The organism is Streptomyces sp. NPDC059499 (assembly GCF_042749285.1).
Lineage (GTDB): Bacteria > Actinomycetota > Actinomycetes > Streptomycetales > Streptomycetaceae > Streptomyces.
This window is the reverse complement of record NZ_JBHYTT010000017.1, coordinates 94,957-121,745: the sequence shown is the minus strand read 5'-3', so window position 1 is coordinate 121,745 and position 26,789 is coordinate 94,957. Positions and strand designations below refer to the sequence as shown.

At 69.3% G+C, this 26,789-nt stretch carries 20 protein-coding genes and 1 pseudogene; 10 read left to right on the top strand and 11 right to left on the bottom strand.

Annotated features, from left to right (window positions below; genetic code table 11):
* Positions 1-363: 363 nt before the first annotated feature.
* Together ACFW9O_RS30440 and ACFW9O_RS30435 are read left to right on the top strand one after the other, a co-directional pair.
* Complete coding sequence (locus ACFW9O_RS30440; protein ID WP_384613741.1) at positions 364-4,098, top strand: S8 family serine peptidase; 3,735 nt, start codon at positions 364-366, stop codon at positions 4,096-4,098.
* A gap of 137 nt (positions 4,099-4,235) precedes the next feature.
* Positions 4,236-5,228, top strand: coding sequence for a helix-turn-helix domain-containing protein (locus ACFW9O_RS30435; RefSeq protein WP_384613739.1), 993 nt, complete (start codon positions 4,236-4,238; stop codon positions 5,226-5,228).
* Between the two features lie 37 nt (positions 5,229-5,265).
* On the opposite strand, the gene ACFW9O_RS30430 is transcribed toward ACFW9O_RS30435, so the two are convergent.
* The 6 genes from ACFW9O_RS30430 to ACFW9O_RS30405 form a co-directional block, all read right to left on the bottom strand.
* Positions 5,266-6,546, bottom strand: a complete 1,281-nt coding sequence (locus ACFW9O_RS30430) for a DUF2254 domain-containing protein (protein ID WP_384613738.1) — start codon at positions 6,544-6,546, stop codon at positions 5,266-5,268.
* Between the two features lie 11 nt (positions 6,547-6,557).
* The gene (locus ACFW9O_RS30425; RefSeq protein ID WP_384613736.1) at positions 6,558-8,324 is read right to left on the bottom strand and encodes a cation:proton antiporter; all 1,767 of its coding nucleotides are present in this window, start codon (positions 8,322-8,324) and stop codon (positions 6,558-6,560) included.
* A 54-nt stretch (positions 8,325-8,378) separates the two neighbouring features.
* Positions 8,379-9,434 carry a cytochrome d ubiquinol oxidase subunit II gene (locus ACFW9O_RS30420; protein WP_384613810.1) on the bottom strand — a complete coding sequence of 352 codons (1,056 nt, stop codon included), beginning with the start codon at positions 9,432-9,434 and terminating at the stop codon, positions 8,379-8,381.
* On the bottom strand, positions 9,434-10,897 hold the full coding sequence (locus ACFW9O_RS30415) for a cytochrome ubiquinol oxidase subunit I (protein ID WP_384613734.1): 1,464 nt from the start codon (positions 10,895-10,897) through the stop codon (positions 9,434-9,436). Before ACFW9O_RS30415 ends, ACFW9O_RS30420 begins: the two co-directional genes overlap by 1 nt.
* Before the next feature lie 34 nt (positions 10,898-10,931).
* Positions 10,932-11,771: an SDR family oxidoreductase gene (locus tag ACFW9O_RS30410; RefSeq protein ID WP_384613732.1), complete on the bottom strand. Its 840-nt coding sequence runs from the start codon at positions 11,769-11,771 to the stop codon at positions 10,932-10,934.
* 357 nt (positions 11,772-12,128) lie between these two features.
* Positions 12,129-12,914: an SDR family oxidoreductase gene (locus tag ACFW9O_RS30405; RefSeq protein WP_384613730.1), complete on the bottom strand. Its 786-nt coding sequence runs from the start codon at positions 12,912-12,914 to the stop codon at positions 12,129-12,131.
* 96 nt (positions 12,915-13,010) lie between these two features.
* Between ACFW9O_RS30405 and ACFW9O_RS30400 the strand changes: the two genes are divergently transcribed.
* A complete protein-coding gene (locus tag ACFW9O_RS30400; protein WP_384613728.1) occupies positions 13,011-13,892 on the top strand; it encodes a sigma-70 family RNA polymerase sigma factor in 882 nt (293 codons plus the stop codon).
* A gap of 253 nt (positions 13,893-14,145) precedes the next feature.
* On the opposite strand, the gene ACFW9O_RS30395 is transcribed toward ACFW9O_RS30400, so the two are convergent.
* From ACFW9O_RS30395 to ACFW9O_RS30380, 4 genes are all read right to left on the bottom strand, one after another.
* Positions 14,146-15,669, bottom strand: a complete 1,524-nt coding sequence (locus ACFW9O_RS30395; protein ID WP_384613727.1) for a gluconokinase, GntK/IdnK-type — start codon at positions 15,667-15,669, stop codon at positions 14,146-14,148.
* 119 nt (positions 15,670-15,788) lie between these two features.
* Positions 15,789-18,098 (bottom strand): SpoIIE family protein phosphatase, encoded by a 2,310-nt coding sequence (locus ACFW9O_RS30390; RefSeq protein ID WP_384613725.1) that lies wholly within the window; start codon positions 18,096-18,098, stop codon positions 15,789-15,791.
* Between the two features lie 147 nt (positions 18,099-18,245).
* Entirely contained in the window at positions 18,246-19,826 is a 1,581-nt protein-coding gene (locus tag ACFW9O_RS30385) for a GMC oxidoreductase (RefSeq protein ID WP_384613723.1), read from the bottom strand.
* 158 nt (positions 19,827-19,984) lie between these two features.
* Complete coding sequence (locus tag ACFW9O_RS30380; RefSeq protein ID WP_384613721.1) at positions 19,985-20,929, bottom strand: cyclase family protein; 945 nt, start codon at positions 20,927-20,929, stop codon at positions 19,985-19,987.
* Between the two features lie 444 nt (positions 20,930-21,373).
* Between ACFW9O_RS30380 and ACFW9O_RS30375 the strand changes: the two genes are divergently transcribed.
* Genes ACFW9O_RS30375 through ACFW9O_RS30365 form a run of 3 tightly spaced genes read left to right on the top strand, consistent with a single transcriptional unit; the run spans position 21,374 to position 22,818 of the window.
* Positions 21,374-21,529 (top strand): hypothetical protein, encoded by a 156-nt coding sequence (locus tag ACFW9O_RS30375; RefSeq protein ID WP_384613719.1) that lies wholly within the window; start codon positions 21,374-21,376, stop codon positions 21,527-21,529.
* A 4-nt stretch (positions 21,530-21,533) separates the two neighbouring features.
* Positions 21,534-22,115, top strand: a complete 582-nt coding sequence (locus ACFW9O_RS30370; protein WP_384613717.1) for a hypothetical protein — start codon at positions 21,534-21,536, stop codon at positions 22,113-22,115.
* A gap of 55 nt (positions 22,116-22,170) precedes the next feature.
* On the top strand, positions 22,171-22,818 hold the full coding sequence (locus tag ACFW9O_RS30365) for a CBS domain-containing protein (protein WP_384613716.1): 648 nt from the start codon (positions 22,171-22,173) through the stop codon (positions 22,816-22,818).
* Here the strand turns inward: ACFW9O_RS30365 and ACFW9O_RS30360 are convergent.
* A pseudogene (locus ACFW9O_RS30360) lies at positions 22,790-22,921 on the bottom strand (universal stress protein); the annotation flags it as partial. The gene ACFW9O_RS30365 and the pseudogene ACFW9O_RS30360 overlap by 29 nt on opposite strands.
* Positions 22,922-23,222: 301 nt before the next feature.
* Between ACFW9O_RS30360 and ACFW9O_RS30355 the strand changes: the two are divergent.
* The 4 genes from ACFW9O_RS30355 (at position 23,223) to ACFW9O_RS30340 (ending at position 26,777) form a co-directional block, all read left to right on the top strand.
* A complete protein-coding gene (locus ACFW9O_RS30355; protein ID WP_384613714.1) occupies positions 23,223-24,086 on the top strand; it encodes a hypothetical protein in 864 nt (287 codons plus the stop codon).
* Positions 24,087-24,125: 39 nt separating this feature from the next.
* Complete coding sequence (locus tag ACFW9O_RS30350; RefSeq protein ID WP_384613712.1) at positions 24,126-25,088, top strand: universal stress protein; 963 nt, start codon at positions 24,126-24,128, stop codon at positions 25,086-25,088.
* A 30-nt stretch (positions 25,089-25,118) separates the two neighbouring features.
* Positions 25,119-26,114, top strand: a complete 996-nt coding sequence (locus ACFW9O_RS30345; RefSeq protein ID WP_384613711.1) for an Acg family FMN-binding oxidoreductase — start codon at positions 25,119-25,121, stop codon at positions 26,112-26,114.
* Between the two features lie 216 nt (positions 26,115-26,330).
* On the top strand, positions 26,331-26,777 hold the full coding sequence (locus ACFW9O_RS30340; protein WP_384613709.1) for a universal stress protein: 447 nt from the start codon (positions 26,331-26,333) through the stop codon (positions 26,775-26,777).
* Positions 26,778-26,789 lie beyond the last annotated feature (12 nt).

The window sequence follows — 26,789 nt, the reverse complement described above, 5'->3', positions numbered from 1 at the left end:
CGGGGGCGGGGCCGTTCCGGGGGTGAGCAACCCCCGGAACGGCCCCGCCTGCGCCGCGAAGGCGCCCTGTTGGTGAAAGCTCGAACACCGCAGGCGCGTCCGCGGCCGGTTTCGGCCAACCGTTTGACAGGTGCACGACATTGCATGGTTTCGCCAGGTCACCCGGGCGGGAACGCACCGCAGTCGGGCACGCGCGCAGCGATCCACCGGGCGGATTCCTGCCGTTCGCCGCCACGTTCACCAGGCCGACAAGTGAGCCTTGCCCGGATACCGGCCGGTTCCGGCTGGCAAGTCACTGCCATGGCAAGGACTTGCCGTCATCAGGCCTTCACACCGGACGTCGCCGCCGGATAAACCCATGGCATGTCCTCCCCCTCCCAGCCTTCCGCCTTCCGGCGCAGGCGCTGGCAACTGCTGTCGGTTGCCACCGCGGTGCCGCTGCTGGCGTCGGGGCTTGCCGTTCTGCAAGCACCCGCACAGGCCGCTCCGAGCAAGCCCACCGTCCCCGCCAAGCCCTCGGCGACCCACAAGGTCACCCTGGTCACCGGCGACGTCGTCACCGTCACCACGATGGCCGACGGCAAGCAGACCGCAGACGTCGACCGGCCGGACAGCGCCGTCGGCGGCGTGAAGATCCAGAAGATCAAGGGCGACCTGTTCGTCATCCCGGACGAGGCCGCGCCGCTCCTCGGCACGGACAAGCTGGACAGACGGCTGTTCAACGTCACCGACCTGATCGAGATGGGCTACGACGACGCGAAGTCGGCCGCGGTGCCGCTGATCGCGACGTACGACCGGTCGAAGTCCCGCGCGGCAGTCGAGCCCAAAGCCCCCCGGGGCAGCAGGATGACCCGCAAGCTCAAGGGCATCAGCGGTGCCGTGCTCAGCACCGAGAAGCGGCAGACCCGCACCTTCTGGAACAACGTCGCGCCGCAGGGCAGCGCGGAGTTGGGCACCGGTGTGGCGAAGCTGTGGCTGGACGGCCGGGTGAAGGCCAACCTCAAGGAGAGCGTGCCGCTGATCGGCGCGCCCGAGGCCTGGGCCGCCGGGTACAACGGCAAGGGCGTCAAGGTGGCGGTGCTCGACACCGGTATCGACGCCAACCACCCCGACTTCGCCGGCCTGATCGACGGCACGGCCAGCTTCGTGCCGGGCGAGGCCGTCACCGACGTCAACGGTCACGGCACGCACGTGGCCGGCACGATCGTCGGTTCCGGGGCCGCCTCCGGTGGCGACAACAAGGGCGTCGCCCCGGGCGCCGACCTGTACGTCGGCAAGGTGCTCGGCGGCGTGGAGGGCTACGGCCAGGACTCCTGGATCATCGCCGGCATGCAGTGGGCCGCCGAGACCGGTGCGGACGTCGTCAACATGAGCCTCGGCGACTCCTACCCCACCGACGGCAGCGACCCGATGTCGCGCACGGTCGACGCGCTGTCCGCTCAGTACGGCACCCTGTTCGTCATAGCCGCCGGCAACTCGGGCCCGGAGAGCATCTCCGCCCCGGGCGCGGCCGCCGCGGCGCTGACCGTGGCCGCCACGGACAAGCAGGACCAGCTCGCGAACTTCTCCAGCACCGGCCCGCTGACCTACTCCGGCGCCATGAAGCCGGACATCGCGGCGCCCGGCGTGGACATCACCGCGGCCCGCTCCCAGCACATGACCGACGGTGGTGAGGGCCTCTACCGCACCATCAGCGGCACCTCGATGGCCACCCCGCACGTGGTCGGCGCGGCGGCGATCCTGGCGCAGCAGCACCCGGACTGGAACGGCGCACAGCTCAAGGAACACCTGATGAGCACCGCCAAGGGTCTGGACGCCGGGTACTCCCCCTACGAGGTCGGCACCGGCCGCCTCGACGTGGCCGCCGCCGTGCGCACCACCGTCCGCGGGACCGGATCGCTCTTCTTCGGCAACTACACCTGGCCGCACAAGCCGGAGGACGTCGCCGTCACGAAGGACCTGACGTACACCAACACCGGTTCCGCCGACGTCACACTGGACCTGGCCCTGACCGACGACGGCGGTCCGTTCACCCTGGGAACCACCACGGTGACCGTCCCCGCGGGCGGAACCGCCGCCGTCCCGGTGACCGGCGACCCGCAAGCCGCCTCGGCGGGCCGGCACGTCGGCTACGTGACAGCGACCGACGCGGCCACCGGGAAGCCCGTGACCCGCACATCCGTGGCGCTGCTCAAGGAGGAGGAGCGCTACGACCTGAACATCAAGCTGGTCGGCCGGGACGGCAAGCCCGCCGGCGGCTGGGTCGGGATCAACCTGGCCGGCGACTCCTGGCCGTGGAACGTCTACGTCGACGGCTCGACCACGATGCGCATGGCGCCCGGCCTGTACACCGTCGCGGGATACCTCGACGTGGCCGGTGAGAAGTCGGACCGCTCGGGCATGGCCGTGCTGGTCGACCCGGAGACCGTGCTCAAGGACGGCTCCGCGCATGTGGTGCTGGACGCCAGCAAGGCGAACCTGCTGCGGACCGAGGCGCCACAGCGCACCGAGGACCGCCAGCGCAAGGTCGACTTCAACGTCCACTACAAGGGCCTCGACCCGTACATGGACTACCGCAGCGCGTACGTGGTGCCGCCGACGTACGACGACGTCTACGTCGCCCCGACCGAGCCCATGAAGCAGGGCGAGTTCATGCTGATCACCCGCTGGCGCAAGGGCGAGCCGCAGCTCGGCCTGAGCGCCTTGGGCGGCCGGCTCCGCTTCGACGCCACGGTGCAGGCGGGCAGCGCCCTCGGCACCGCGACGGACACGCTGACCGCCGTTCACGCGGGCAACGGCGCGGCGAGCGCGTACGAGAAGATCAACGCGAAGGGCAAGCTCGCCGTCGTCACGCGCAGCGACGAGGTCTCGCCGCAGCAGCGCGCCGAGGCAGCGGTCGCGGCCGGCGCGAAGGCGCTGATCGTGGTCAACGACGGTGTGGGTGGCCTGACGGAGTACGTCGGCGAGTCGACGATCCCCGTCGCCACCGTGCACCGCGACGCGGGCAAGGCCCTCATCGCGACGGCCAGGGCCGGCATCCTCAAGCTGACCGTGAAGCAGACCGAGCACACGCCGTTCGTCTACGACCTGACCCGGGACTACCCCGGCCAGGTCCCGGACCGGGACCTCGTCTACAGGCCGTCCCAGCGGGACCTCGCCCGGATCGACGCACGCTACTACTCGGCCACGCAGGGCAAGGTGGCGCAGGGGTACCGGTCCGACTTCACCCTCAGCCCGTCGTTCAACATGCCCGAGATCGAGTGGCACCCGGGCACCCGCACCGAGTGGGTGACTCCGGGCCAGGTCTGGAGGGAGTTCCATACGCAGGGCGTCGACAGGGCCCTGTCGTGGACGATGGTGTCGGGCGACAACACCTACGCCAGGGGCGCCACCAGCCGTCTGGACTGGTTCGCCCCGTTGACCCGACCCGCTCAGAGCGAGTCCTTCGGTGTGTACAACTCCCGCTGGCAGAACTACATGACCTGGAACGTGCAGGCATGGGCCTCCGCCAGCGACAACATGCGGCTGGGCGGCTACCTGCCGTGGGGTGAGACACCGTCCCACCTGCAGGTCTTCCAGGGTGACAAGCTGATCCACGACAACCCGGTCAGCGGGGACATGCAGTGGGTGGAGGTGCCGGCGGGCAACCTTCCGTACCGCACCGTCCTCGACGTGGAGCGGCCCGGTGACGTCTTCCGGCTGTCGACGCGCACCCACTCCGAGTGGACGTTCATGTCCGACACCGTCGACTCGGACTTCTTCGAGCCGTTCTCGGTGCTGAACCTGGACTACGAGCTGGAGACGGACCTGCACGGCGACGTCAAGGCCGGCACCACGCAGCGGATAGCGCTCGAGCCGGTGTCGATGAACCTCGACACAGTGCCGGGCAAGGTCACCACGGTGAAGCTGGACGTCTCGTACGACGACGGCGCCACCTGGCAGAAGGTGACGCTGTCCAAGGGCTCCGGCGGCTACTGGAACGGATCGTTCAAGACGGCCAGGAAGCCCGGCGGCTTCGTGTCGGTCCGCGCGAGCGCCGCAACGGACCGCGGCTTCAGCGTCAAGAACGAGATCATCCGGGCGTACGGCCTGCGATGAGCCGCACTGTCGGACCCCGGGGAGGCAACTCCCCGGGGCCCTTCCCCTCGCACCCGCTCCCAGCTGGGACTATTCAGGGCCTGCCACCATGGCGCATACTCTCCCCGCTGCGGCAAGCAAGGGAGAGTCGGTCGCCGATGCTGGATGTTCTGGGCCTCGAACCCGATGACGAGCGCGTCTACCGCGCGCTGCTCGGACGGCCGAACTCCACCGCGGTGCTGCTGTCGGATCAGCTCGACATGTCGCAGGCCGACATCGACAAGGCCTTGTCTCATCTGGTCGGGTGGGGGCTGGTGATCGGGTCTGCGGACGAGCTGTTCACCGCCGCGCCACCTGCGATGGCCCTCGGCGCTCTCATCAGCCGGCGCCAGGACGGTCTGCGCATGGCCGAGCAGGCACTGGTGACCTTCGCCGAGGAACACCGGGCTGCGATGACCGGGAACAGCATCAGCGATCTGATCGAGGTCGTCACGGGCGTAGACGCCATCCGGCATCGATTCCTCCAGGTTCAGCAGGCGGCCCGCACACAGGTCCGCACCTTCATCACCGCGCCGTTCGTCGCCGTGCCGCCCGGCGAGAACTCGGCGGAACCCGTGGCCATCGGCCGCGGCGTGCACTTCCGCGCGGTGCTGGACCGGGCCGTGCTGGCAGAACCGGGAATCATCGCCGATGCGGTCGATTCCATGCGCAACGGTGTTCAACTGCGGGTCGCCGACCAGGTGCCGATGAAGCTCGTACTGGCCGACGCCGACCTCGGCCTGGTCCCCCTCGCGGTCACACCCGCCGGGGAACCCGGCGCCGTGCTGCTGCACCGCAGCGGTCTGCTGGACGCGCTGGACGCGCTGTTCGAGACGGTATGGCGCACCGCGCACCCGCTCGAACTGTCGGGCATCGGCGGAGAGTCCGATCCCGCCGTCGAACTCGGGGCGGAAGGGCCGACCGACCTCGACCGGAAGATCCTCGCCCTGCTGCTGGCCGGTCTGACCGATCCGACGGCCGCGACACAGCTCGGTCTGTCACCACGCACACTGCACCGACGCCTGCGCCACCTCATGGACATGGCCGGGGTCCGGACCCGGATGCAGCTCGGCGGCCATGCCGTCCGGCACGGCTGGGTGGAGCCGAGCTGAGCGGACACGTTGGCCCGGCGTGAGCCGACCCCACCGGCTATCCGCTGCGCCGTGGCCTGCCGCCCACACCCTGGCTGTCGGCCGTCTGCGCGACGGCACGGCGAGCCGCATCGGGAAACTCCCGTTCCACCGATTCGCCGAGGAGATCCGCCTCTGCGCGGACTGCCGGATGGTGGGTGGGCGGCAGGCTGTCGAGCAGCCCGTCGAACAGGGCGCGCAGCCTTCGGCAGACCTGCGTGGATGTTGCCCCGTAGTCGCGGATCTCGGAGACGGCAAGCTGGAGATACTCCTCCCACGTCCTCCCCCGCAGCACGATCCGCGGCCTCCCGTCGTCACCGGCCAGCACATGCCGGTCGGACAGCGGAGCCTGACCGATCCGGGTGAGGAACGACTCGATGTGATTGAGGACCTGTACGGCGGTGGTGGGGTCGTTCACGGCGGGCGACAGGGCGCGGATGGCGATGTCGACGAGCACGCGCACGGCGAAGGCCGGGTCCTGTTCGATCGTCCGCTCGGGACCGAGCGCGATGAGCCCGGTCACGCGCTCGTCGTCGGGGGTGGACGTGCCGCCGTGGACCTCGACGAGTACGGCGCCCCGGGGGACGTAGTCACCGATCAGGTGGGGCACGGTGAACACGCAGTCGTGGCGCGTGGCGAGTGCCACGAGGCCGTCGGTGTGGAGTGCCTGGACGGCCCCGCCGGAAGTCGCGCGGACGACGGTCATCCGTACGTCCCGCACCGGAGCTTCACCACCGTGTGGGGCCGAGGCCCTGACCGCCGCTGCCCCGTGCTCGAAGACCTCCTCCCCCATGCGGCCGACGAGATCGGCGATGGCGACCGGCCTGAGGTTGTGCGTGAAGCGGTTGAGATAGATGAGCAGCAGCAACAGGCTGACGGCCACGGCCACGCCCGCAAGGGTGACCCCGAGGTCCGGCACCGAATCCGACTCGATACTGCGCAGCAGGGAGAACGCGAAGGCGAATGTGCCGGTGAAGGTGGCCAGCACGGTCTTCTGCAGCCGGTCCCTGTACCAGAGCCGCATGTATCGCGGGGACAACGTGCCTGTGGCCTGCTGGATGACCAGAACGCCGATGGTCACGACGAATCCCAGCAGGGCGATCATCGCCCCGACAATGGAGCTCAGGACTCCGCTCGCCGTCGTCGCCGAATAGCGCCAGCCGCTCGGTGGCCAGTCCGCGCTGTCGGCGTTGATGGCCAGTTCGGCCAGGACCACACCCAGCAGGAGCCCGAACAACGGCGCGATCCACAGGTTCGCTTTCACGTACTGCCGCAGCCGGAACGCGGAGGCCCAGGACATCTTGATGTGCCTCACTTCTCGGCGCCGGAGGTCAGGAGCACAACGGTGTCGCCTTCCCCGGGGGTGACCCGCCGCTTCTCGGTGAGGGGTTCCAGCCGCATGTCCGCATGCACCACGAAGAGGGTCTCGCTCCCGGGCGGCAGTGGAGCGGAGGCCGGCTGGACCAGGAACCGCGCGCCTGCCTCGTACCGGGCCGCCAGGGTGTGGCGGACGAGCGACCTGCCGAAGAGGATGTCCCCTCCGGTGTAGGGGGCCACGACTCCATGGCTGTCGTGCGGAGGCCCGACCCGGTAGACGGGTCCTTCGACACTGTCCTGCATCACGACCGAAGCGAGCGCGTTGAAGTCGTCGTCGTCCGTGGCCAGGAACACTGCCGTCACACCTTCCAGCCGGGCACCGGGGTTGGTGGCCGTGGCCAGCAGATCGCCCGTGGCGAGTTGGATACCGGCGTCCGCGATCCGTTGGCGCTCCTGTGCGAGACCTGCCCACATCAGCAGATCGAGGCCGGCGGATCTCAGGCTCCTGCCCAGATCGACCACCCACGGCTCGCCGCCCACGAGCAGGAGCCGCGTCCCGGTGGGTTTGACGATGCCGAGCATTCTGGCGACCGGTGCCGCACTCAGGGAGTACAACAGGACTGTCCCGACGATCACGAGGAAGGTGACCGGAAGGATTCTCGCCGCCCCGTTGACCCCCCTGTCGACGAGGTTCGCAGAGAACGCCGAAGCGGTGGCCGCGGCAACGATGCCGCGCGGGGCCATCCACCCGACGAAGGCCCTCTCGCCCATGGACAGGCCGGAACCCGCTGTCGACATGTAGGACACGAGGGGCCGCACCACGAGGACCAGGACGGCGATCAGGCCGAGAGCGGGGAGGAGTACGGGCACGAGGGACGCCGGTGTGACGGTGGAGGAGATCGATACGAACAGCAGACCGATGATCAGCTGGGCCAGAGTCTCGAAGAAGGGCCGCCGCGCGGGCATGTCGAAGCCCTTGATGTTGGTGACGGCGAGGCCCGTGACGATGGCGGCGATGAGTCCCGTGTCGTCCCTGACGATGTCGGCGCCGGCGGACACGGCGATCACGGTGGCCAGCTGGGCCAGCGTCCCGAGTGTCTCGCCGAGCCGCAACGTGCGCAGCGTGAACCAGAGCAACGCTGTTCCGACCGCTCCGCCGATCAGCCCCACGGCCATGCTGATGGCGAACTGGCCGATCTGGTAGCCCCGTCCGATGTCGACCCGGTGCGTGGTGGCGATGGCGTGGAAGACGAGTGCGCCCAGGATGCCGCCGATCGGGTCGGTCAGGGTCCCCTCCCAGATGAGGATGCGGCGCACCTTGTCCGAGGGCCGTACGAAGTCGAGGATGGGGCCCACGACGGTGGGTCCGGAGACGACCAGGATCACGCCGAGCATCGCGGCGACCTTGAGGGGCATGTCGAACATCGCCGGTGCCAAGGCGGAGGTGAACAGGAACGTGACGAGCACGCCGAGCAGCAGCAGCCGTCCGACGATCCCGCGTGTGCGGCCGGTGAGCTTGCGCAGGTTGAGCCCGAGACCAGCGTCGTAGAGGATCACCGCCACGGACATCGACACGAGGACGTCGAAGTTCTGCGACATCAGCTTGTCGGGGTGGATGACGTCCGTCAGCGCGCCGGCCGTGAACCCGGCGGGAAGCAGGATGATGAGGGCGGGAACGCGCAGCTTGCTCGCCAGGATCTGTGATCCGGTGGCGAGGATCAGGGTCAGTGCGATTCCGAGGTAGATCTCGTCGTCTGTCACAGCAACTCCTTTCGGAAGAGCCCTGGCACGGTGGACATTCAGTCGTACCGACGGTCAGGTGGCTTCCGCCCGGCCACCTCCCTGGGGATCGCCGCCTTGCCGCAGGTCGGCATCGGAGAGTTCTTCGAGATCGCCTCTCGTGTCGAGCCAGTACAGGAAGGCGACGGCCGGCACCACGATCACCAGGGCGACGAGGGTGACGAAGGCCAGCCAGGTCAGCGTGGTCGACGCGCCGGCGCCCTCGGCGACGGTCAACGACCGCGGGAGGAGGTAGGGACGCTGGGCCATGCCCCAGGCGAGGACCGCGCAGGCGACGGCGCCGACGGCCGAGGCACGGGCCCAGCCGCCCGGTCTCCGCACGAGCAGCCACGCGGTGATGAAGGAAGCCGCTGCCCCGGTGATACCGAAGGCCAGCCCCGCCCCGTGGGTGAGCCCGTGCCACACGTGCGGGGCGTCCTCACCGGTGACGAACAGGGTGATCACCACCAGCACCATGAGCACGGTGAGGCTCAGCAGCCCGCGCCGCCGGAAGTAGGCGATCAGGTCGGGTGCGTCGAAGCGGCGGGCATCCCCCGTCAGGAACACGGCGCCCAGGAAGGCGGTCGCGGCGACGGCGAGCAGGCCGAACATGATCGAGGTGGGGTTGGCCCAGGCGTCCGCCGACGCCTCCGTACCGAGCTTCACCCGTTCCGAGGCGACACCCCCCACGGCGGCGCCGAGGAAGAACGGCGTCACGAGCGATGCGCAGGCGAACACGGCACCGTAGAGGCGCCGTTCCGCGAGCCGGCGGGCGACCTTGCGGAAGGCGAAACCGGCGCCGCGCAGGACCAGGCCCACGGCGGCCAGGGCCAATGGCAGCCACATCGCGGAGAACACGGCCTGGAAGAGAGTGGGGAAGCCGGTCCACATGATGACGAAGACGAAGATCAACCAGACGTTGTTGACCTCCCACACGGGTGCCATCGCGTGGTCGATGAGCCAACGCGGCCGCCTGCCGCGTTCAGCGCCTCCGGCCGTCAGGTCCCAGAAGCCGGCCCCGTAGTCGGTACCGCCCGCGCAGGTGTACGCGGTGATGGCCAGCAGCAGCACCACTGCCATCAGGTCGGCCATCACGGCCGGTCGCCCTGCGACGGGGTGGCGCCGTCACCTGCGGGGACCGTCACACGGGGGCCGTAGGGGCTGTCCGCCTCCGGCCCGTCCGCCGGACGCCCTGCGGCCTCCTGTGCGTCGGCGAGCCGCCATCGGGTGCGCAGCTTGAGCAGCACGGCGAGGAGCGATCCGAAGATGAACACGTACACGACGATCACCACGCCCAGCATGATCCACAGAGTGGACGAGCGCGTCGCCGTGACGGCCTCGGCCACGCGCATGTTCTGGTAGACGATCCAGGGCTGGCGTCCCACCTCGGTCGCGATCCAGCCGCATTCGACAGCCACCACCGAGGCCACACCCGCGCAGGCAGCGCTGCGGTAGAACCACTTGGATTCGGGAAGCCTGCGGTGCCGCAGCCGGACCAGGCCGTACCAGAGCGCGAGGACCACCAGGGCGGAGCCGATGAGGACCATGATGTCGAAGGCCCAGTGCGCGATCGTCGCCTGAACCACGGTCGGCCGTTCGTCCGGCGGCACGGAGGTCAGCCCGACGACCTTGGTGTCCGGGCTGAAACCTGCCAGGACGGAGTCGAGCAGCGGAACCTTGATACCGCCCGACACGGAACCGTCGGAGTGCAGGCGGCCGAACAGGTACTCCGGTACGCGGGTGTCGGTCTTCCAGACGATCTCCAGAGCCGCGAATTTCACCGGCTGCTTGTGGAACACCGACCGTGCGATGGAGTCGCCGAGGACGAACTGCACCGGGGTCGCCACCGCGGCGATGGTGAACGGAACGGTGAAGCCGAGCCGGTGGTAGCGGTCACGACGTCCCCGCAGCCAGCCGACCGCGTAGACGCCGGCCACCATGTAGCCGGCGGTCAGCAGCATGGCCACGACGAAGTGCCAGTACTGCGGCCCGAACATCGGCGTGAAGATCGCCTTCCAGATGTTCACGTCCGTCGGCTTGCCTGCGGAGTCGAGGGAGAAGCCCTGCGGCGTGTTCATCCAGGAGTTGGCCGCCAGGATGCCGAATGCCCCGAGCAGCGCGGCGGCCGGAAGCGGCAGCCCGAGCAGGAAGTGTGTCCGAGGCTTCAGCCTCCGCCATCCGTAGAGATAGATGGCGATGAGAACCGCTTCGAGGAAGAACGCCCAGGCCTCGACCCCGAAGCCGATACCGAAGACATCACCCCACCTGCCCATCAACCCGGGCCAGAGCAGACCGAATTCGAAGGAGAGCACGGTGCCGGTGACGACGCCGACGGCGAACTGCACCGCCATGACCGCCGACCAGCGCCGCGCGAGCAGGAGGGCTGTGGCGTCTTTGCGACGCAGCCCGCGGTAGTGCATGACCAGGGTGATCAGCGGCAGGGCCACGCCCAACGGGACCAGGATGATGTGGGAGGCCAGGGTGAAGGCCATGAGTTCTCTGGCCGGAAGGAGTTGGTCCGGTGTACCGGCCAGCAGGTGGACCGAGGTGTGCATAACCGCCTTCGCTGTTCAGGACCTGCGAAAGAGGTCAGCCGCCGGTCGCGAACCCCGGGAAGAGCGTCATCCCGCCGTCGACGTAGAGGGTCGTCCCCACGACGTAGTCCATGAGGTCCGATGCGAGGAGGACGGCGGCGTGGGCGATGTCCTCGGGGTCGCCGATGCGGTCGTAGGGGATCAGACGCAGGAGGTCCTCCTGGGCCGCCGGTGTCTCCCAGGCACTGCGGTTGATCGGGGTCTTGATCGCTCCGGGGGCGACTGCGTTCACCCGGATCTTCTCCGGTGCGAGTTCCTGGGCCAGGGTCTGCATCATCATCTGCACGCCGCCCTTGGAGGAGGCGTAGTTCACGTGCCCTGCCCAGGGGATGACCTGGTGGACCGAACTCATACAGATGATCTTCCCGGCCGCCCGGGAGACCTCCGGGACCACTCCGCGCCGGCGGAACTCCTTGGTCGCCTCCCGTGCGCACAGGAACTGGCCCGTGAGGTTGACGTCGAGGACCTTCTGCCACTGGGCGAGCGTCATATCGGTGAACTTCGCGTCACGCTGCAAGCCGGCATTGGCGACCAGGATGTCCAGTGTCCCGAAATCCTGGACCGTTCGGTCCAGCATCGCGGTCACCTGGTTCTCCTGCGACACATCGGCCTCGACGGCCACCGCGCGGACCCCGAACGAGGCGATCTCCTCGACCACTTGCTCGGCGGCGTCGCGCCCGCTCACGTAGTTGACCACCACGTTGGCACCGGCCCGGCCGAGTCCGATGGCGGTGGCCTTGCCGATGCCCGAATTGGCGCCGGTCACCAGTGCTGTCTGGCCCTCCAGCAGGTTGGCCGGCAGAGCACCCCGCGATGCCTGGGCGTGGGAATCCATGATGCCCTGTCTCCTCGCTGCGCCGCTCCTGGTCCGCCCGGCCGCTGCCCGGCAGGCGGGGTTCAGGCAATCACCGGATGAGCGCGGGGGAAGCCCTGGCGTGCGGCTGTTGGGCCATCGGGCGGAGCGGCTTCCCCCGGTCGGCCCAGCCGCGGCGCCGGACCTGGGAACGCGCTGTCACCGACGCGCGAGCCGTGAAGCGGCGTAGCTCCTTCGGGGTGGGAGCAGCCGCCGCAGGCCTCACCAACTCACCTTCGGTGATGACCCGCGCTTTGATCGCCATGGACACCGCAACCTGCACGATGCTGCGGCTGGTCGAGGCGCTGCCCTGTACCGCTGTTGTCGTCGGACGACGGATTACGCGGTGAGGAACTCCTTCCAGTCGCGGCCGGCGATCAGGGCGTCGTCGCCGGTGAGGTTGGCGCCGGCCCGGTAGGCGCGGCCCACCTTGCCGGGGAGACGGACCGGCAGGGTGCGGCGCGGCTTGGCACCGGCGGCGACACGCTGCGCGGCGGCCAGTTGGGGCAGCGTGTACACGCCCGGCCCGGCCAGGTCGGGGACGCGTCCGGCCGGATCCCCGAGGGTCAACTCGACCAGCCGGGCGGCTACTTCGGCGGCGTCCACGGGCTGGAAGCGCAGACCGCCCGGCGCCGGCACCAGCGGCATCCGGCGTATCGCCCCGACCATCTTCAGCAGCAGCTCGTTGACCTGCGCGGCCCGCAGCACGGTCCAGCCGATCCCCGACTCCATGACGGCCCGCTCGGCGCCCGCCTTCGCCCGGAAGTACCCGATCGGCATCGCGTCCGCACCGACCACCGACACCAGGATCAGGTGCTTCACCGTCCCGGCGGCCCGTGCCGCCCGCACCAGCCGCGCAGTCGCCGCATCGTCGCCTTTCGGGCCACCCGCCAGGTGCAGTACGGTCTCGGCGCCGCCGATCAGCGCCGGGTCCAGTTCGCCGTCGGCCAGTAGATCGGCCTGTACGTACTCGACGCGCGGGTCCGGTGCGATGTTCTCGGGACGGCCGCCGCGGGACAGGATACGGACGGTGCGACCGGCCGCGACCAGGAGCGGGACGGTGAGGCGGCCGATGGTGCCGGTGCCACCGGTGACCAGGATGGAGGCGTTGATCTTGTGGGTCATGATGGTGTCTCCTCGGTACGGCACCGTGGGGAGCGGTGCGGGGTCTGCCGTGGTCGTTCTGCTTCACTGACACGGCTGCGCGAGGGGATGTGACAGATGGCGGAGAAATTTCTTCAGCCCGAGCGGTACGAGGCGGAACGCCCTCATTTGCGGGCGGTGGCCTACCGCATGCTGGGCTCGCTCACCGAGGTCGACGACGCACTCCAGGAAGCCTGGCTGCGGGCGAGCGCCACCGACATCGCCGATGTCCGCAACATCGGCGGCTGGCTGACCACGATCGTCTCCCGAGTCTGCCTGAACCTGCTCCGCGCCCGGCAGACTCGACGCGAGGAAGGCCTCGACGGGGCATCCGAGACGCAGGCCGGGCCGGGGGCGATCGATCCGGCGGCCGAGGCCGAGATGGCGGACGAGGTCGGTGTGGCACTGCTTGTGGTCATGGAGGCACTGGGACCGGCGGAGCGGCTCGCGTTCGTTCTGCACGATCTGTTCGCGGTGTCGTTCGACGACATCGCCGTAATGCTGGAAAAGACGCCTGCCGCCGCTCGTCAGCTGGCCAGCCGCGCCCGGCGGCGCGTCCGCGGCACCCAGCCCCCCACCGGGCCGGAACGCCAGGGCCGAAAGCGAGAAGTCGTCGACGCCTTCCTCGCCGCGACCAGAGCCGGGGACTTCGAGGCATTGGTGGGACTGCTGCACCCGGACGTGGTACTGACCGCGGACCCTGCCGTGATCCCGACACCTGAACCCGTCGTGGTGCTCGGTGCGCACACCGTCGCCAAGGGGGCAATGGGGGCGACCGGGCGGGCCGCGACGACCGGGGTGGCGCTTCTGGACGGCGAATTCGGGCTGGTCATGGCCGAGGGACGAGGGCTGCGCCTGGTGCTGCGCTTTACGGTGCAGGAGGAGAGCGGGCTGATCACCGAGGTGGAGGTGGTCGCCCAGCGAGAAGCGCTGGCGGGCATTGATGTGACCGCGCCCTGAGGCGGCCGCAGTGGCTCGATGCCGTCCGGCGAGACGACCTCCCCGGCCTCCTCGACAACAACACAGCCGCGGACTTCGCCAACGTCTCCTCCATCGGCTGGGCCGCCTGACAGACACACGCCACACCACGGGGCGGGCCCGGAGTCATCCGAGCTGACTCAACGCCCACAACTCATCGTCCACGATCCACGGTCGAGTACCACACACCCTCCCGAACGGCCGAATGGTCACACCGGGCACTCGGCTCATGGGCTCAGGAGGGTGGATGCCGCCATGCCTGGAGGCCCCATCGGAGCACATGGGTGTCGCCCCGCTGCAGTACGTCGAGGCCGAGGCCGCTCCGGAAGGCATCCGGCGGGCAGGACATGGGCTCCACCGCGACGCCTCGACGGCGTTCGGCCTCCGGCAGCGTGTCGCCCGTGTAGATCTGGACGTACCGAACGCCCTCGCCCAGCCTGACGTCCACTCCGTGATCACCGGAAGGGTGGGCCAGCCGTACGACGGCCACGTCGCCGTCGACGCGGTCGAGGCCGAAGGCGGTGTCCAGTTGCAGGGAGCCGATGGGGCGAGCCGTACGGAAGTCGAAGTCCGAGCCCGCCACAGTCTCCTGGCCCATGGGCAGTCCCCGGTCGTCGGTGAGGAAACGGTCCCGTGCTGGCACGGTCAGCACAACCGTGTCGACCGGGCTGGTACCGAGCGTCAGATACGGATGTTGCCCCACGCCGTAGGGAGCCGGCCTGCCCCCCACGTTGGCTGCGGAAACGGTGACATCGAGGCCTGCGGGCCCCAGTCGGTACTCGGCGGTCACGTCCAGCAGGAAGGGATAACCCGGCTGCGGACGGAGTACCGTACCCAGCCGCAGCGACTCCTCGCTCCGGGCCTGCAACTGCCACGGGACCCAGCGGAGAAGGCCATGGATCGCGTTGCCCTTCTCGGGCTCGGTGAGCGGCAGTTGGAGATCCGCGCCTTCGAAGTGGTAGCGGCCGTCGCCGATACGGTTGGGCCAGGGGACGAGTATCTGCCCCCTGCCACCGGTGATGGGGGCGTCCGGGGCGAAGCCGTCCAGCAGGGCACGGCCATCGACCTCGTAGTGGCGCAGGGCGGCGCCCAGTTGGACCACAACGGCTCTCTGGCCCTTCCACGACAGGGTCCACTGTTCACCTGTCGGGCTGACGGGAGTCCCTGCGGGCGGGGCAACGGGTTCCGCGGCGGGTGGTGGGGCGCGGTGCAGCAACGAGGCCAACGCGGCCACGATCGCCGCCGGCGGCTGATCGATCTCCACCACCAGGGGACGCTCGTCCGGTTCCGGTTCCTCGAAGTCGGCGATCTGGCTCTCCAGCAGGCTCGCCGGGAAGAAGTGGCCTCGCCTGCCGGACAGCCGGGAGCGGATCAGCTCCGGTGTGCCGTGCAGGTAGACCAGGCGCACTTCCGGTCTCCCGGACAGAAGGCGGTCGCGGTAGGCGCGCTTGAGCGCGGAGCAGGTGACGACCGCCGGCTGGTCCGCGGCGATCTCGTGGTCCAGCCAGGCGGAGATGGCATTCAGCCAGGGCTCGCGATCAGCGTCCGTGAGCGCCTGACCGGCTGCCATCCGGGCGCGGGCGGTCGTGGAGTGGAACTCGTCCGCGTCCCGGTAGGACCAGCCGAGCCGCTCGGCCAGCAGCCGGCCCACGGTGCTCTTGCCGGAACCGGACATGCCGACGACCAGGACCAGGGAGGACGACGGTCCACGGGACTCGTCGTGGGTGGCGGCCGTCGGTGTCCCGGACGTCAGATCCATGGGAGTTCCTCCGTGTCACGGACGTGCCCCCGAGGGAGACCGATGCCTCCAATCTCGGCCACCCGGCCAGGAGGCGCATCTCGGGTGGAAGGGCAGGATCCTTCGGGGAAGGCGTTCGGCTACACGTGGTCGGCAGGAGCGGACGGGGGTATCTCCTGCTCGGTCCAGATCGTCTTGCCCTGATTGGTGAAGCGGGCGCCCCACCGGTGTGCGATCTCGGCGCAGATGAACAGCCCGCGGCCGCCCTCGTCCATGGTCTGTGCGTGGCGCAGGTGCGGTGCGACGAGGCTCGCATCGCTGACTTCGCAGGTCAGGGTCGGGCCGTTGATGAGACGCAGCTCGAGTGGAGGCTTGCCGTAGCAGATGGCGTTGGTGGCGAGTTCACTCACGATGAGTTCCGTACCGAAGGTGAGTTCGTCGAGGCTCCAGCCGGCCAGCTGCCGACGGGCCCAGGCACGTGCGGTGGCCACGCCGGCGGGCTCCGGCGGCAGGTCCCACGTGGCCACCCGGCCGGCATCGAGCGCGCGGGCACGGATGAGGAGCAGGATGGCATCGGTGTCGTTCGCCTCGGGAGCGGCTATCCGGACTGCTTCCTCGCACAGCGCGTCCAGTGAGCGGCCGGTGTCCGCGAGGACCTCGCGGAGCTCCTCCCGCCGAGTACCGGCAGGGGGTCCCTCCGGAGGCAGGAACACGTCGGTATGGAGCCCGATGATGCTTCCCTCGCTCAGGTCGAAGGAGGTGGAGGCGAACACCGCGCCGTCCGTACCCGCGCCGAGAGGAGGAGCCTGGGGAGGGTCAGCAATGACCGTTTCCCCGATGGGGTGGGCGAGGAGCGGGGGCGGGTGGCCGGCGAGAGCGATCGTGCACCTGAGCGTCAGTGGGTCGTAGATGCCGTACAGACATCCCGCGGTCAGCTCCTCCTCGCGCGGGGTGCGTCCGAGGTCGAGGGCGGAACGTTCGGCGGCAAGGCGCGCGACCGTGTCGTTGAGCTGGGCCAGCAACTCGTCGCATTCGAGATCCAGCGAGGACAGGGTCTGGATGGCCGTCCGTATCTGCCCCATGGCCGTGGTCGCCCGTATCCCTTCCCCCGATACACGGCCGACCGTGAAAGCCACACGCGCACCGGAGAGCGGAATGACGTCGAACCAGCCGCCGCCTCCCGCTCCCGGCCGGTGGAAGTGGGCCGTTTCCAGAGCAACCCGGCCTGGAGGCGTCTGCGGGAGGAGATGGCGCTGCAGCGTAAGGGCGATGGTGTGTTCACGTGTGTAGCGCCGGGCGTTGTCGATGTGGAGTGCGATGCGTACGGCCAGGTCCAGAGCGAGGTCGAGGTCCTTCTGTTCGAAAACCGCACGCCCGCTGGACCGGTGGAGACTCAGTGTGCCGAGCACACCACCCCTCAGGGTCAGCGGAGTGATGATGGCGGAATGGACTTCGGACGGACGGGTGGCCGGGTCCGGGCGGTGGACGATGAGGTGGGGCTGCAGGTCGGTGAGCGACTGCGACCAGGCTGCTGGAAAGCGGAGCGGCCCCAGGTCCGGGTCCTCGGACGGAGGGAGGCGCTCGGCGGAGGCGAACGCCATGCGCCGTAGAGGCACGTCGGGCGCCACCGGCGCGGACGGTGGCTCGTCCCCGCGGATGACCGGGTCGAGAAGGTGCACCTCGGCGTCGTCCGCGAAGGCGGGTACCAGGACGTCGACCAGTTCCGTGCAGGTGGCGTCCATTTCCAGGGTGCGGCCCACGCCTTCCCGTACGGCGTTGAGGATATGGGTACGCGACAGGGCCTGCTCACGTTCGGTGACGTCGACCGTCGAACTCGCGACACCAAGTATCCGTCCGTCGTCGTCGTGGAGCGGCAACACCGAAACCTCGTACAGATGCTCCCGGTCCGGGTCGCTGGGCGGGTTCGCTCCCACGATCCTGTCGATCACGGGCTCACCGGTGGCAAGTGCGTCGCGCACCATGGCCAATGTCGCCTCGGGGCTCGTCAACCGGACCACCTCGTCCAGCCGACGTCCGATCAGACGGCTGGCGGGTATCCCGCTGACACCACCGCCTGCCGTGTTCACCCGGAGTATCCGCAAGTCGGGGTCCAGGACCTGCATCCCTATGGGGGACAGAGTGAACAGCGCCCTCAGCAGAGCTCTGCCGACCGGGTCGTCGCCCTCGCCGGACACTGCCCGGCACACACCCCAGGCCCTGGAGCCGTCCTGGCGGACCACCGGCCGCACCAGCAGCCCCTCCGTCCCCGGACCGCCGGTCCTCGACCACGGATTCTGGGCGGCCGGCCCCGCCGTGTCCGGGAACAGCTCCCGGACCGGTCGCCCCACCGCTTCCGACGTCGCACGACCGAATGCCGCTTCGGCCTCCTGGGTCCACTCGAGCACGGTTCCCGACACGTCCACGACCAGCAGCGCGTCGTCTGATGCCATAGACGGATCGCCTCCGGTCTCCCCCGCCGGTCCCACCTGGCCACATGACTGGGCCGGCGCGCTCGCTCATCTCCCAGGTTGCCGCCCTCGCCGAGGATCCGCATGTCGGAGCCGCACGGCCACCCGAGGCCGTGCCGGATGCCGCCGTCAGCCCAGCCGGGCGGCGATGTGGTCGCCGACCCGCAGAGCGTTGGCGATGGCGGTCAGCGACGGGTTCACCGCGCCGATGCTGGGGAAGAAGCTGGTGTCCACGACGTAGAGGTTGTCGAGGTCGTGCGCCTTGCAATGGACGTCGAGGGCGGAGCTCCGCGGGTCGTCGCCGAACCGCACGGTGCCGGCCTGGTGCGCGGTGGCGCCGATCGGCATGCCCTTGTGCAGGTAGATGCTGTGGTCCAGCAGATGGTGCTCATGCATGCCCAGGTGCCCGAGCATGCCCCGCAGCTTGTGCTGGAGGCGCTTCAGCCCGGCGATGTTGTTCTTCTCGTCGAGGGCCAGGTGAATCGCGTCGTCCTTGTCGAGGGTCACCCTGCTCTCGGGCAGGGGAAGGTCCTCCCCGCACAGCCAGAAGTCGACGGCGTGGTGCGCCAGGACCTCGAAGGGCATGTCGGGCAGGACGGCACCGGCCCAGCGCGGCGCCTCGCCGTGGATCTGGTCGGCGTCCGACTTGCCGAGCATCTGGATGCCGCCGAGCGGATAGTCCCAGTCGTCCGCGCCCAGGTACCAGTCGTTCAGCGCCAGTGTCTTCTGGAACCTGGTGGGGTTCGGTTCCTTCGACACCGCCATGAGCGCCAGGTTGTTGTGCCGCATGTAGTGGCGCCCGACCACGCCCGAGCTGTTGGCCAGGCCCGCAGGGTGCTTGTCGTTGGCCGAACGCAGCAGCAGGACCGCGGAGTTGACCGCGCCTGCGGCGACCACCACGATGTCGGCGCCGAATTCCTCGGTCGTACCGTCCTTGAGTTCGGCGACGACTCCGGTGACCGTGCGCCCGGTCGGGTCCGTCTCCAGGCGCCGGACATCGGCGTGGGTCACCATCGTCACGTTGTCGTACGTGAGCGCCGGGTCGACGCAGATCACCTGCGCGTCGGACTTCGCGCCCAGCGGGCAGGGGAAGCCGTCGACCCTGTCACAGCGGATGCAGACGCTGTCGTGGGTGGCCCGGCCGTTCTCGTCCTGGGTGAGGTTCACGCCGATGGGCAGGTGGAAGGGGTGCAGGCCGACCCTTTCCAGGTCGTCACTGAGCTGCTGGATGCGGGCCTCGTGCTCCACCGGCGGGTACGCGTACTGCGCGCCGGCCGGCCCTTCCGTGGGGTCCTCGCCGTGTCGGCCGTGCACGAGGTAGAGGTGCTCGGCCTGGGTGTAGTACGGCTCCATGTCCTCGTAACGGATCGGCCAGGCCGGAGAGATGCCGTCGTGGTGTCGCAGTTCTCCGAAGTCCTCGGGCCTGAGCCGGAAGAGTGCGGCGCCGTAGAACTTGGTGTTGCCCCCGACGTAGTAGTTGACCTCCGGCGGGAACTGCTTGCCGTGCTTGTCGTACCAGAACTCGGGGGCACGGTACTTGCCCTTGACGAAGACGGTGGTGGAGTCCCAGTTGTCGCGCTCCCGGGGCAGATAGCCGCCGCGCTCCAGGATCAGGACCCGTTTGCCGGTGGGCGCCAGCCGGTGCGCGAGCGTACCGCCACCCGCTCCCGTACCGATGATGATGACGTCGTAGTGCTGATCGTCCGCCATGAGAGGGTCCCGTTCTTGGAGTCATCGGCTGTCCCGGCCGTGGCGCCCTTCCCGGGGTCTCTGGACCATGTCGCACCGGACAGACAATCACATAGGGGATATTCGCCACCACCTCGCAAACTATCGGGTGGTCCAGGCGGCGGCGACCCGAGAAGTCTTCACAGGACGGCGATCGGGTTCACCGGTGAGCCGGTCGCGTGCGACAGCCTCAGCGGGGCGATTACGCAGAGGAACGACCAGCGGCCCTCCGCCTCGCAGACCGGTGCCAGGTCCTCGAACTGCAGGTAGTCCAGCAGGTGGAGGCCCATGGCGTGAATAGCCAGCACATGCACGGGGAAGTCGACGCCCTCGGTGGAACTCGGGGCGGTGTCGTTGTTCCCGTCGCCGCCGAGCACGGCCACCTTCCGGTCCGCAAGGAACTCCATCGCGGTCGGGTGGAGACCGGCGCGCTCCTGTGCCGCGTCCCACGGTCCGAGTGCGGCGCGGCGTCGGCGGTGCCCGACCCGGACGAACAGGAGGTCGCCCTCGCCCACGCGGACGTCCTGGGCGGTCTCGGCCGCGGTGAGGTCGTCGGCGGTGACGTGATCACCCGGTTCGAGCCACGGCACGCCGCGCAGCCGCGGGATGTCCAGCAGCACGCCGCGACCGACGATCCCGTCGCGGGCCGCCGCGATGGAGAGGACCGTCGCCCCGCTCGCCGTGACGCTGCTCGCGGCCACGCCGCCGTGCAGGGTGCCGTCGTAGATCACGTGGCAGAGGGCGTCGATGTGGCTGTCGGCGTCGCCGTGCACGTTCATCGCGAAGCTGTCCCTCGCGAAGTGGAGCCCGTGCGAGGTGTCCGCCTCCGGCTGCCCGATCATCCGGTGCCTCGCGGGCTCCGGATTGTCCGGGCCCGGCCGTGTGTCCACCGGCGCGGCGAGCGTGACCGTCCGGCCTGTCCGTACCTCCCCGGTGGCGGCCACCACCCGGGCAGGAGTCACGGCGTCCAGAGCACCTCTGTCCCCCGCGGCCCAGGAGGCGCGGGAGCGCAGGCGCCGGTACAACACGGTGAACTCGTCCTCGGTCAGCCGTGGCGGTCCGTCCGGGCGGGCATCGGCGGCCATGGGTCACCGCCCTCCGGTCGGGCATCAGCAAGCATCTTGTTCCCTTCGTCGAGCAGAATGAGATCGTCCGGCACCGTCGGGTCCCCGACGGTGCCCTCTCGGCACCCCTATCCGCCCGCTCCCAGGACCGGTACAGAAATGTCCCGCCGCGGCGGATCTCTCTTCCAGTCTCCGTCCGTGACTCTCCGTCCGCGACCCGCCTTCTCCGAGGGGCGGGAGGGGTAAGCAGCCGGGACGTTCGTCCCCTTGCTCGACGGGACGCCCTGGGGCCACGCGCCGACCACGCGGCAACCGGGGACCAGTCGGCCCCCGCCGATGCGTCGGACGGCCCTTCAACGTGTCCACCGGCATGCGGAGACTCGGTACCGAGGCGACCGTCGCCCGGATCCTGGACCGAGGTCGCTTCCCGTCCTCGTCGGCTCTTGGTGAAAGGCGGTGTGCCCGGTGCTCGGACACGTTCTGGTCACGCACCAGACGCGGCTCGGCTGGGCGGTCGAGACCGATCGCCTCATCGCCTTCGGCCTCGGTGCTGTCGACGACATCGCGCAGTGGGCCACAGGTGTGGCTGGCGGAGCCGGAGCACGGCCGGAAAGGCTGTGAGCCCATGTCCTCGGCATTCGGCAGCCGGCAGTGGCGCACGCACCCGCTACGTCGACGTATCGACGTTCTCGAGGCACGGCTGTTCCTCATGCTGTGCGCCATGGTTGTGGTCTGCGCCTCGACGATCGGCATGTCGCACGGTTGGGCGGCCTTTGATCACGAACAGTCGCTGGCCGCCGAGCAGCGGGCCGACCGGCATCTTGTGCGCGCCCTGGTCCTGCGCGACGCCGCGTCGTCGCCATGGGCGGACGAGTCTGGACGTACCGAACGCGTGCCGGTGCCCGTCCGCTGGACCTCTGCCAATGGGGCCGATGCCACAGGAAACGCACTCGTCGCCCCGGGGACCGAACGCGGCGAGTGGACCCGGCTCTGGCTGGACGGCCGAGGACGCGCCACCTCCGCCCCCCTCGGGGACCGCGACGTGTGGGCCCGGACCCTGATGGCGGGTGGGGGCGGTGCGGCGGTCACCGTAGGCGCCGGTGTACTGGCCGGACTCGGTATCCGGGTGGCGTGCAACCGCCGGCGCGCGACCAATTGGGAGACGGAGTGGCGCAGAGTGGAACCGGAGTGGAGTCGACGTGCCTGACCATCGACCGGACGACGTGGAGACCGTCCCGCCCGTCCTACCAGGGGAGCCCGTGATGACGACCTCGCCTCACACCGTGAGCGACCTGATGACCCGTACCGCGATCGCCGTGGGCAGCCGGGCCTCGTACAAGGACATCGTCAAGCTCATGAACCAGTGGAAGGTGAGTGCCCTGCCCGTACTCGCCGGCGAGGGGCGCGTCATCGGGGTGGTCTCGGAAGCGGACCTCTTGCCCAAGGAGGAGAACCGGCCCACGGAGACGTCCGTACCCGGTGACCGTCCGTTCGCCGACCCTGCCAAGGCCGACGCCGTATTCGCGGAACAGCTCATGTCGACCCCTGCCGTCACCGTGCACGCGGACGCGACCGTGGCGGAAGCAGCACGGATCATGGCGCGACGCCGTGTGAAGCGCCTGCCGGTGGTGGACAACGGCGGATTGCTTCAAGGGGTCATCAGCAGAGGTGATCTCCTCAAGGTCTTCCTGCGATCCGACGATGACATCGCCGCCGAGGCACGCACCGTGCTCTCCGAACTCCCGGCTGCCACCGACATCGACGTACGGGTCTCCGACGGGGTGGTCACCCTGGGCGGCGCGCTCTCCGACCGGGCACTGGTCCCACTCGTCGCGCGTGCCGTTCGCGCAGTGGAAGGCGTCGTCGACATCCGCCTCGACCTCACTCGGACCCCTCACCGGGAACAGTGATCACCGGACATTCGGCTCGGTGCAGAAGCCCGTGAACCACTGATCCGAGGCGCATGCCTGTGTAGCCACCACGGCCGCGCCTTCCGACAACGAGGGCAAGGGCGCACGAGAGCCGCATCTCCGTCTCCTCGAGCTGGGTTCGGCCGTGCGTGGGCAGAGCACCCTTGCGGGTTGGCCGTCGATGAGCTCGGTCAGCACATGCGCCTGGGGGAGACGGCTCGGACGGCAGGGCCACGGCGGCCCCTCCAAGGGCCGAACGTCCCTGATGACTCCTGGCACGGACTCCGAAGGTGCCCCACTCGGCCCTTCACACCGAGGGCCGCTCCGAGAAACGCTGTGCAGGTACGCGGGTGCCGCCCGGTCCGGGACGGCGTCCCGTTGCCAGGCAGGAAGCGCCGAGCGCCATGTCGCACGCCACGACCACAGATCTGTACGAAGCGTCGATGTCACTCTCCTACCTGCAGGAGGGTATGACGGACGACGTCACGTTCAGCCTCTTCGTGCGCGATCTGCCCCCCGGCCGTGGATTTCCGGTGAGTGCGGGGCTGGAGCCGGATCTTGATTTCCTTGCCGACTTCTGTGTCACCCCGGGGGACGCTCGGGACTTCACCGTAGCTCTCGGACGTCCGCCACACGAGGTCGAACCGCTCATGGGCCTCGGCTTCGAGGGTGAGGGCAGAGCCGTGCCGGAAGGACGAATCGATTTGCCCGGAGAGCCTCTGTTGGAAGTCACCGCCCCGCTGACGCACGCGCAACTCGTCGAGACCTGGCTGCTGAGTCGGATGAGCCACAGGACGACCGTGGCGGCGAAGTCGGCTCGATGTGTGCTTGCCGCGGTCGGCCACCCTGTCGTCGATTTCTCCCTGGGGCGCGGACATGGACCGGAGGCAGGGATGCAAACGGCCCGGGCCGGCGCGCTCGACGAGTACCCCATAGACCACCTGGTGCGCTCCGGCGCACCCATCGATGTGTACGCCATCGGGACCAAGGTGGGGACCTCGTCCGACGCACCGTATCTTGCCTCCGCCTACAAGTTGGCCGAGTACGACGGCCGGCCGGTGATGAACCCTGAACCACCGGTCCCCACAAGGTCCGCTCAGCCTTCGGCACTGACCTCCGAGGTCCGTAACCGCTTGGAGCAAGGTGTTGAGGAGCGGCAAGGAGGATTTGCCGGCTCCGTCGGCTCGGACCTCCCTCGCGAACCGCAGGATGCGGGGTGCCGGAAAGGGCCGGCCAAGTGGAAGGCGGCGCCCGCCAATGACCTCTGACGGCAGACGGACACCCCCGAGGACGTGGGAGATGTCGACATGCGCAATCACTTCCGGGAGGCCGACATGACGAGACATGTGACTGTAGGGCTGAATGGATCTCCGGAGAGTTTCGCAGCCGTCAGATGGGCCGCCAGGGAAGCGGTGCTGCGGGAAGTCGCTCTTCGCATCGTCCATGTTCAGGAATGGCCCGTTCCTCCCGACCGCACGGAACTTGAGGAGCCGTGGGGTTCCTCTCGTGAGGCACCGGTGGCTCCGGAGCACTCGCGAAAGTACGAGGAAATGCTTCGGCAAGCAGCCCGGATTGCCGAGCAGGCCCACCCCGGCCTGACCGTTACGGCAGAAGACCTGGCCGGAGAAGGTCTCGCGGTCCGGGCCCTCCTGGCCGACGCCGACGCATCAGGCAGTGCTGACCTGCTCGTTCTGGGATCGCAGGGGCTCGACAGCGTCACCGGTTTCCTCATCGGCACCACGTCGTTGCCTGTAGCCGCTGCTTCGGAACGTCCAGTCGTACTCGTCCGCGGCCAGGAGGCCGGCCGCAGCGAACAGGCCGGGCACCCCGCGCCGGAGACCGGGCGGCTGATCCTCGGTATCGACCTGAGAGGCAAGGACGACAACGAAGCCCTACTGGTCTTCGGCTTCGCCGAAGCGGCCAGGAGGAACAGTCGGCTCCAGATCCTGCACGCCTGGACTTTGCCACCCATGTACGCATACGCCGAAACCGCCGATCCCGGCACAGGGGACGAGCTGATCGGCAACATGTCGCAGGCTCTCAGCCGCGCCGTGGAGCCCTGGCGGGAGCGATTTCCCGATGTACCGGTAGAGGCCCGAGCAGTGGCGGGAGCGCCGGGTGCGGAGCTGGTGTACGCGTCGCCCGGTGCCGACCTGCTGATCGTCGGTCGCCGGAAGCGGCGACTTCCGGTAGGTCCCCGGCTCGGGCATGTCGCGCACGCGGTGATCCACCATGCCACCTGCCCCGTCGCCGTGGTCCCCCACGCGTGATGCCCGCCCGGTCGGGGGAAGGGAGTCCTGATGCCGACTCGACACGCTGACGTGACGTCAGTAACCGCGTGGGTCGATGACGCCGGCAAGGCGCCGTCGATGCACAACGCCCAACCCTGGAAGTTCCGTTATGCGCCGACGATGAACGTCCTCCAACTGCGTATGGACACGACGCGCTCCATGCCTCGTACGGATCCGTCCGACCGCGGCATGCACATCAGTTGTGGCGCCGCACTGTTCAACCTCCGCGTGGCGGTCGCGCAGGCCGGATGGTCCACGGGCATCCAATTGCTGCCCGACCCGGCCGACCCCACGCTGGTCGCCACTGCGGTGTTCACCGAGTACGAGGGCGGCGACACGGTCTCCAGCCTCTACCCGGCGATCGACCGTCGGCACAGCAGCCGCGAGCCCTTCACCGACGAGTCGGTCCCCGATGCTGTGCTCGACGGCCTCAAGGGCGCCGCGCGGTCCGAGGGCGCGAGCATGTCCGTTCTCGGTGACTGGCAGGTGGATGCGGTGATCGAGCTGATCAGGGAGGCCGAGCAGGACGAGACGCTCTCTCCTGAAGTCCGCGCAGAGATCGCTCGGTGGACGGGGTCCGGTGCCGGAACCTCCGCCGGGATCCCCGCCTACGCCTTCGGGCCACGGCATCACGGCGGCAGGGCGCCGGTACGGGATTTCGCCGTGGGCCGCCCGGTACCTGATCGCAGCAGCGCGGTGTTCGAGCAGTCCCCCTGTCTGGCGGTGCTCGGAACGTCCGAAGACCGTCCTCAGGACTGGCTGCTCGCCGGTCAGGCGCTTGAAAGAGTCCTCCTCCAGGCAACCCTGGACGGACTGTCCACGTCCCTCAACTCACAAGCCCTCGAACACGATGAACTGCGTTGGCTTCTGCGGGATCCTCACTCGGTGTCGGCGTCAGCCTTCCCTCAGATGCTGCTACGGCTGGGCTACGGGCCTGCCGTCCCTGCAACCCCTCGTCGCTCGGTGAGCGACGTACTCGAAATCGAACCGGGGGCGCCGCTCTGAGGAGCGCCCGGCATGGAGTCCGACGGCGTCACCGGTCGCGGACCACGATGCGACGCCCGGTTACCCTGCCTTGCCACCACGATCTGATCTCTCCAGCACCCCGGCAGCGTGAGCAGGCCGCGCAGGGCCCGGCTGGACGACACGCTCTCCGCTGGCGCGGCACCCGGGGGAAAGGCACTGTGGACGGGAAGGACTCGGACGAGCGATGAGGCGGTCATGGGCAGCGATACGGAAACCACCCCCCGCGTCGTAGTCGGTGTCGACGGCTCCAGCCCCTCCCAGGAGGCCCTTCGCTGGGCAGCGCACCATGCCCAGCTCACCGGTGCCGTCGTCGAAGCGGTGTGCGCCTGGGACACCCCCGCGGCGATCGGCTGGGCGGGGCCTGCCACGGAGGCCGGTTTCGATCTGGAGCGCGCCCGCCTTCGCTTCGCCGAAGGGATCCGTGGTGTGTTCGGCGACGTCAAGCCCGCCGAGGTGCGCGAAAGGCTGGTCCAGGGTGACCCCTCCGAGGTTCTGGTGAAAGCCTCTGAAGGAGCGGACCTCCTCGTGGTCGGCAACCGAGGGCGCGGCGGCTTCGCGCGAGCCATGTTGGGCTCGGTGAGCCAGCGGTGCGCACAGCACGCCAAGTGCCCGGTGGTCGTCGTACGGGACGCCGCTTCATGATCCCTCCGAGGC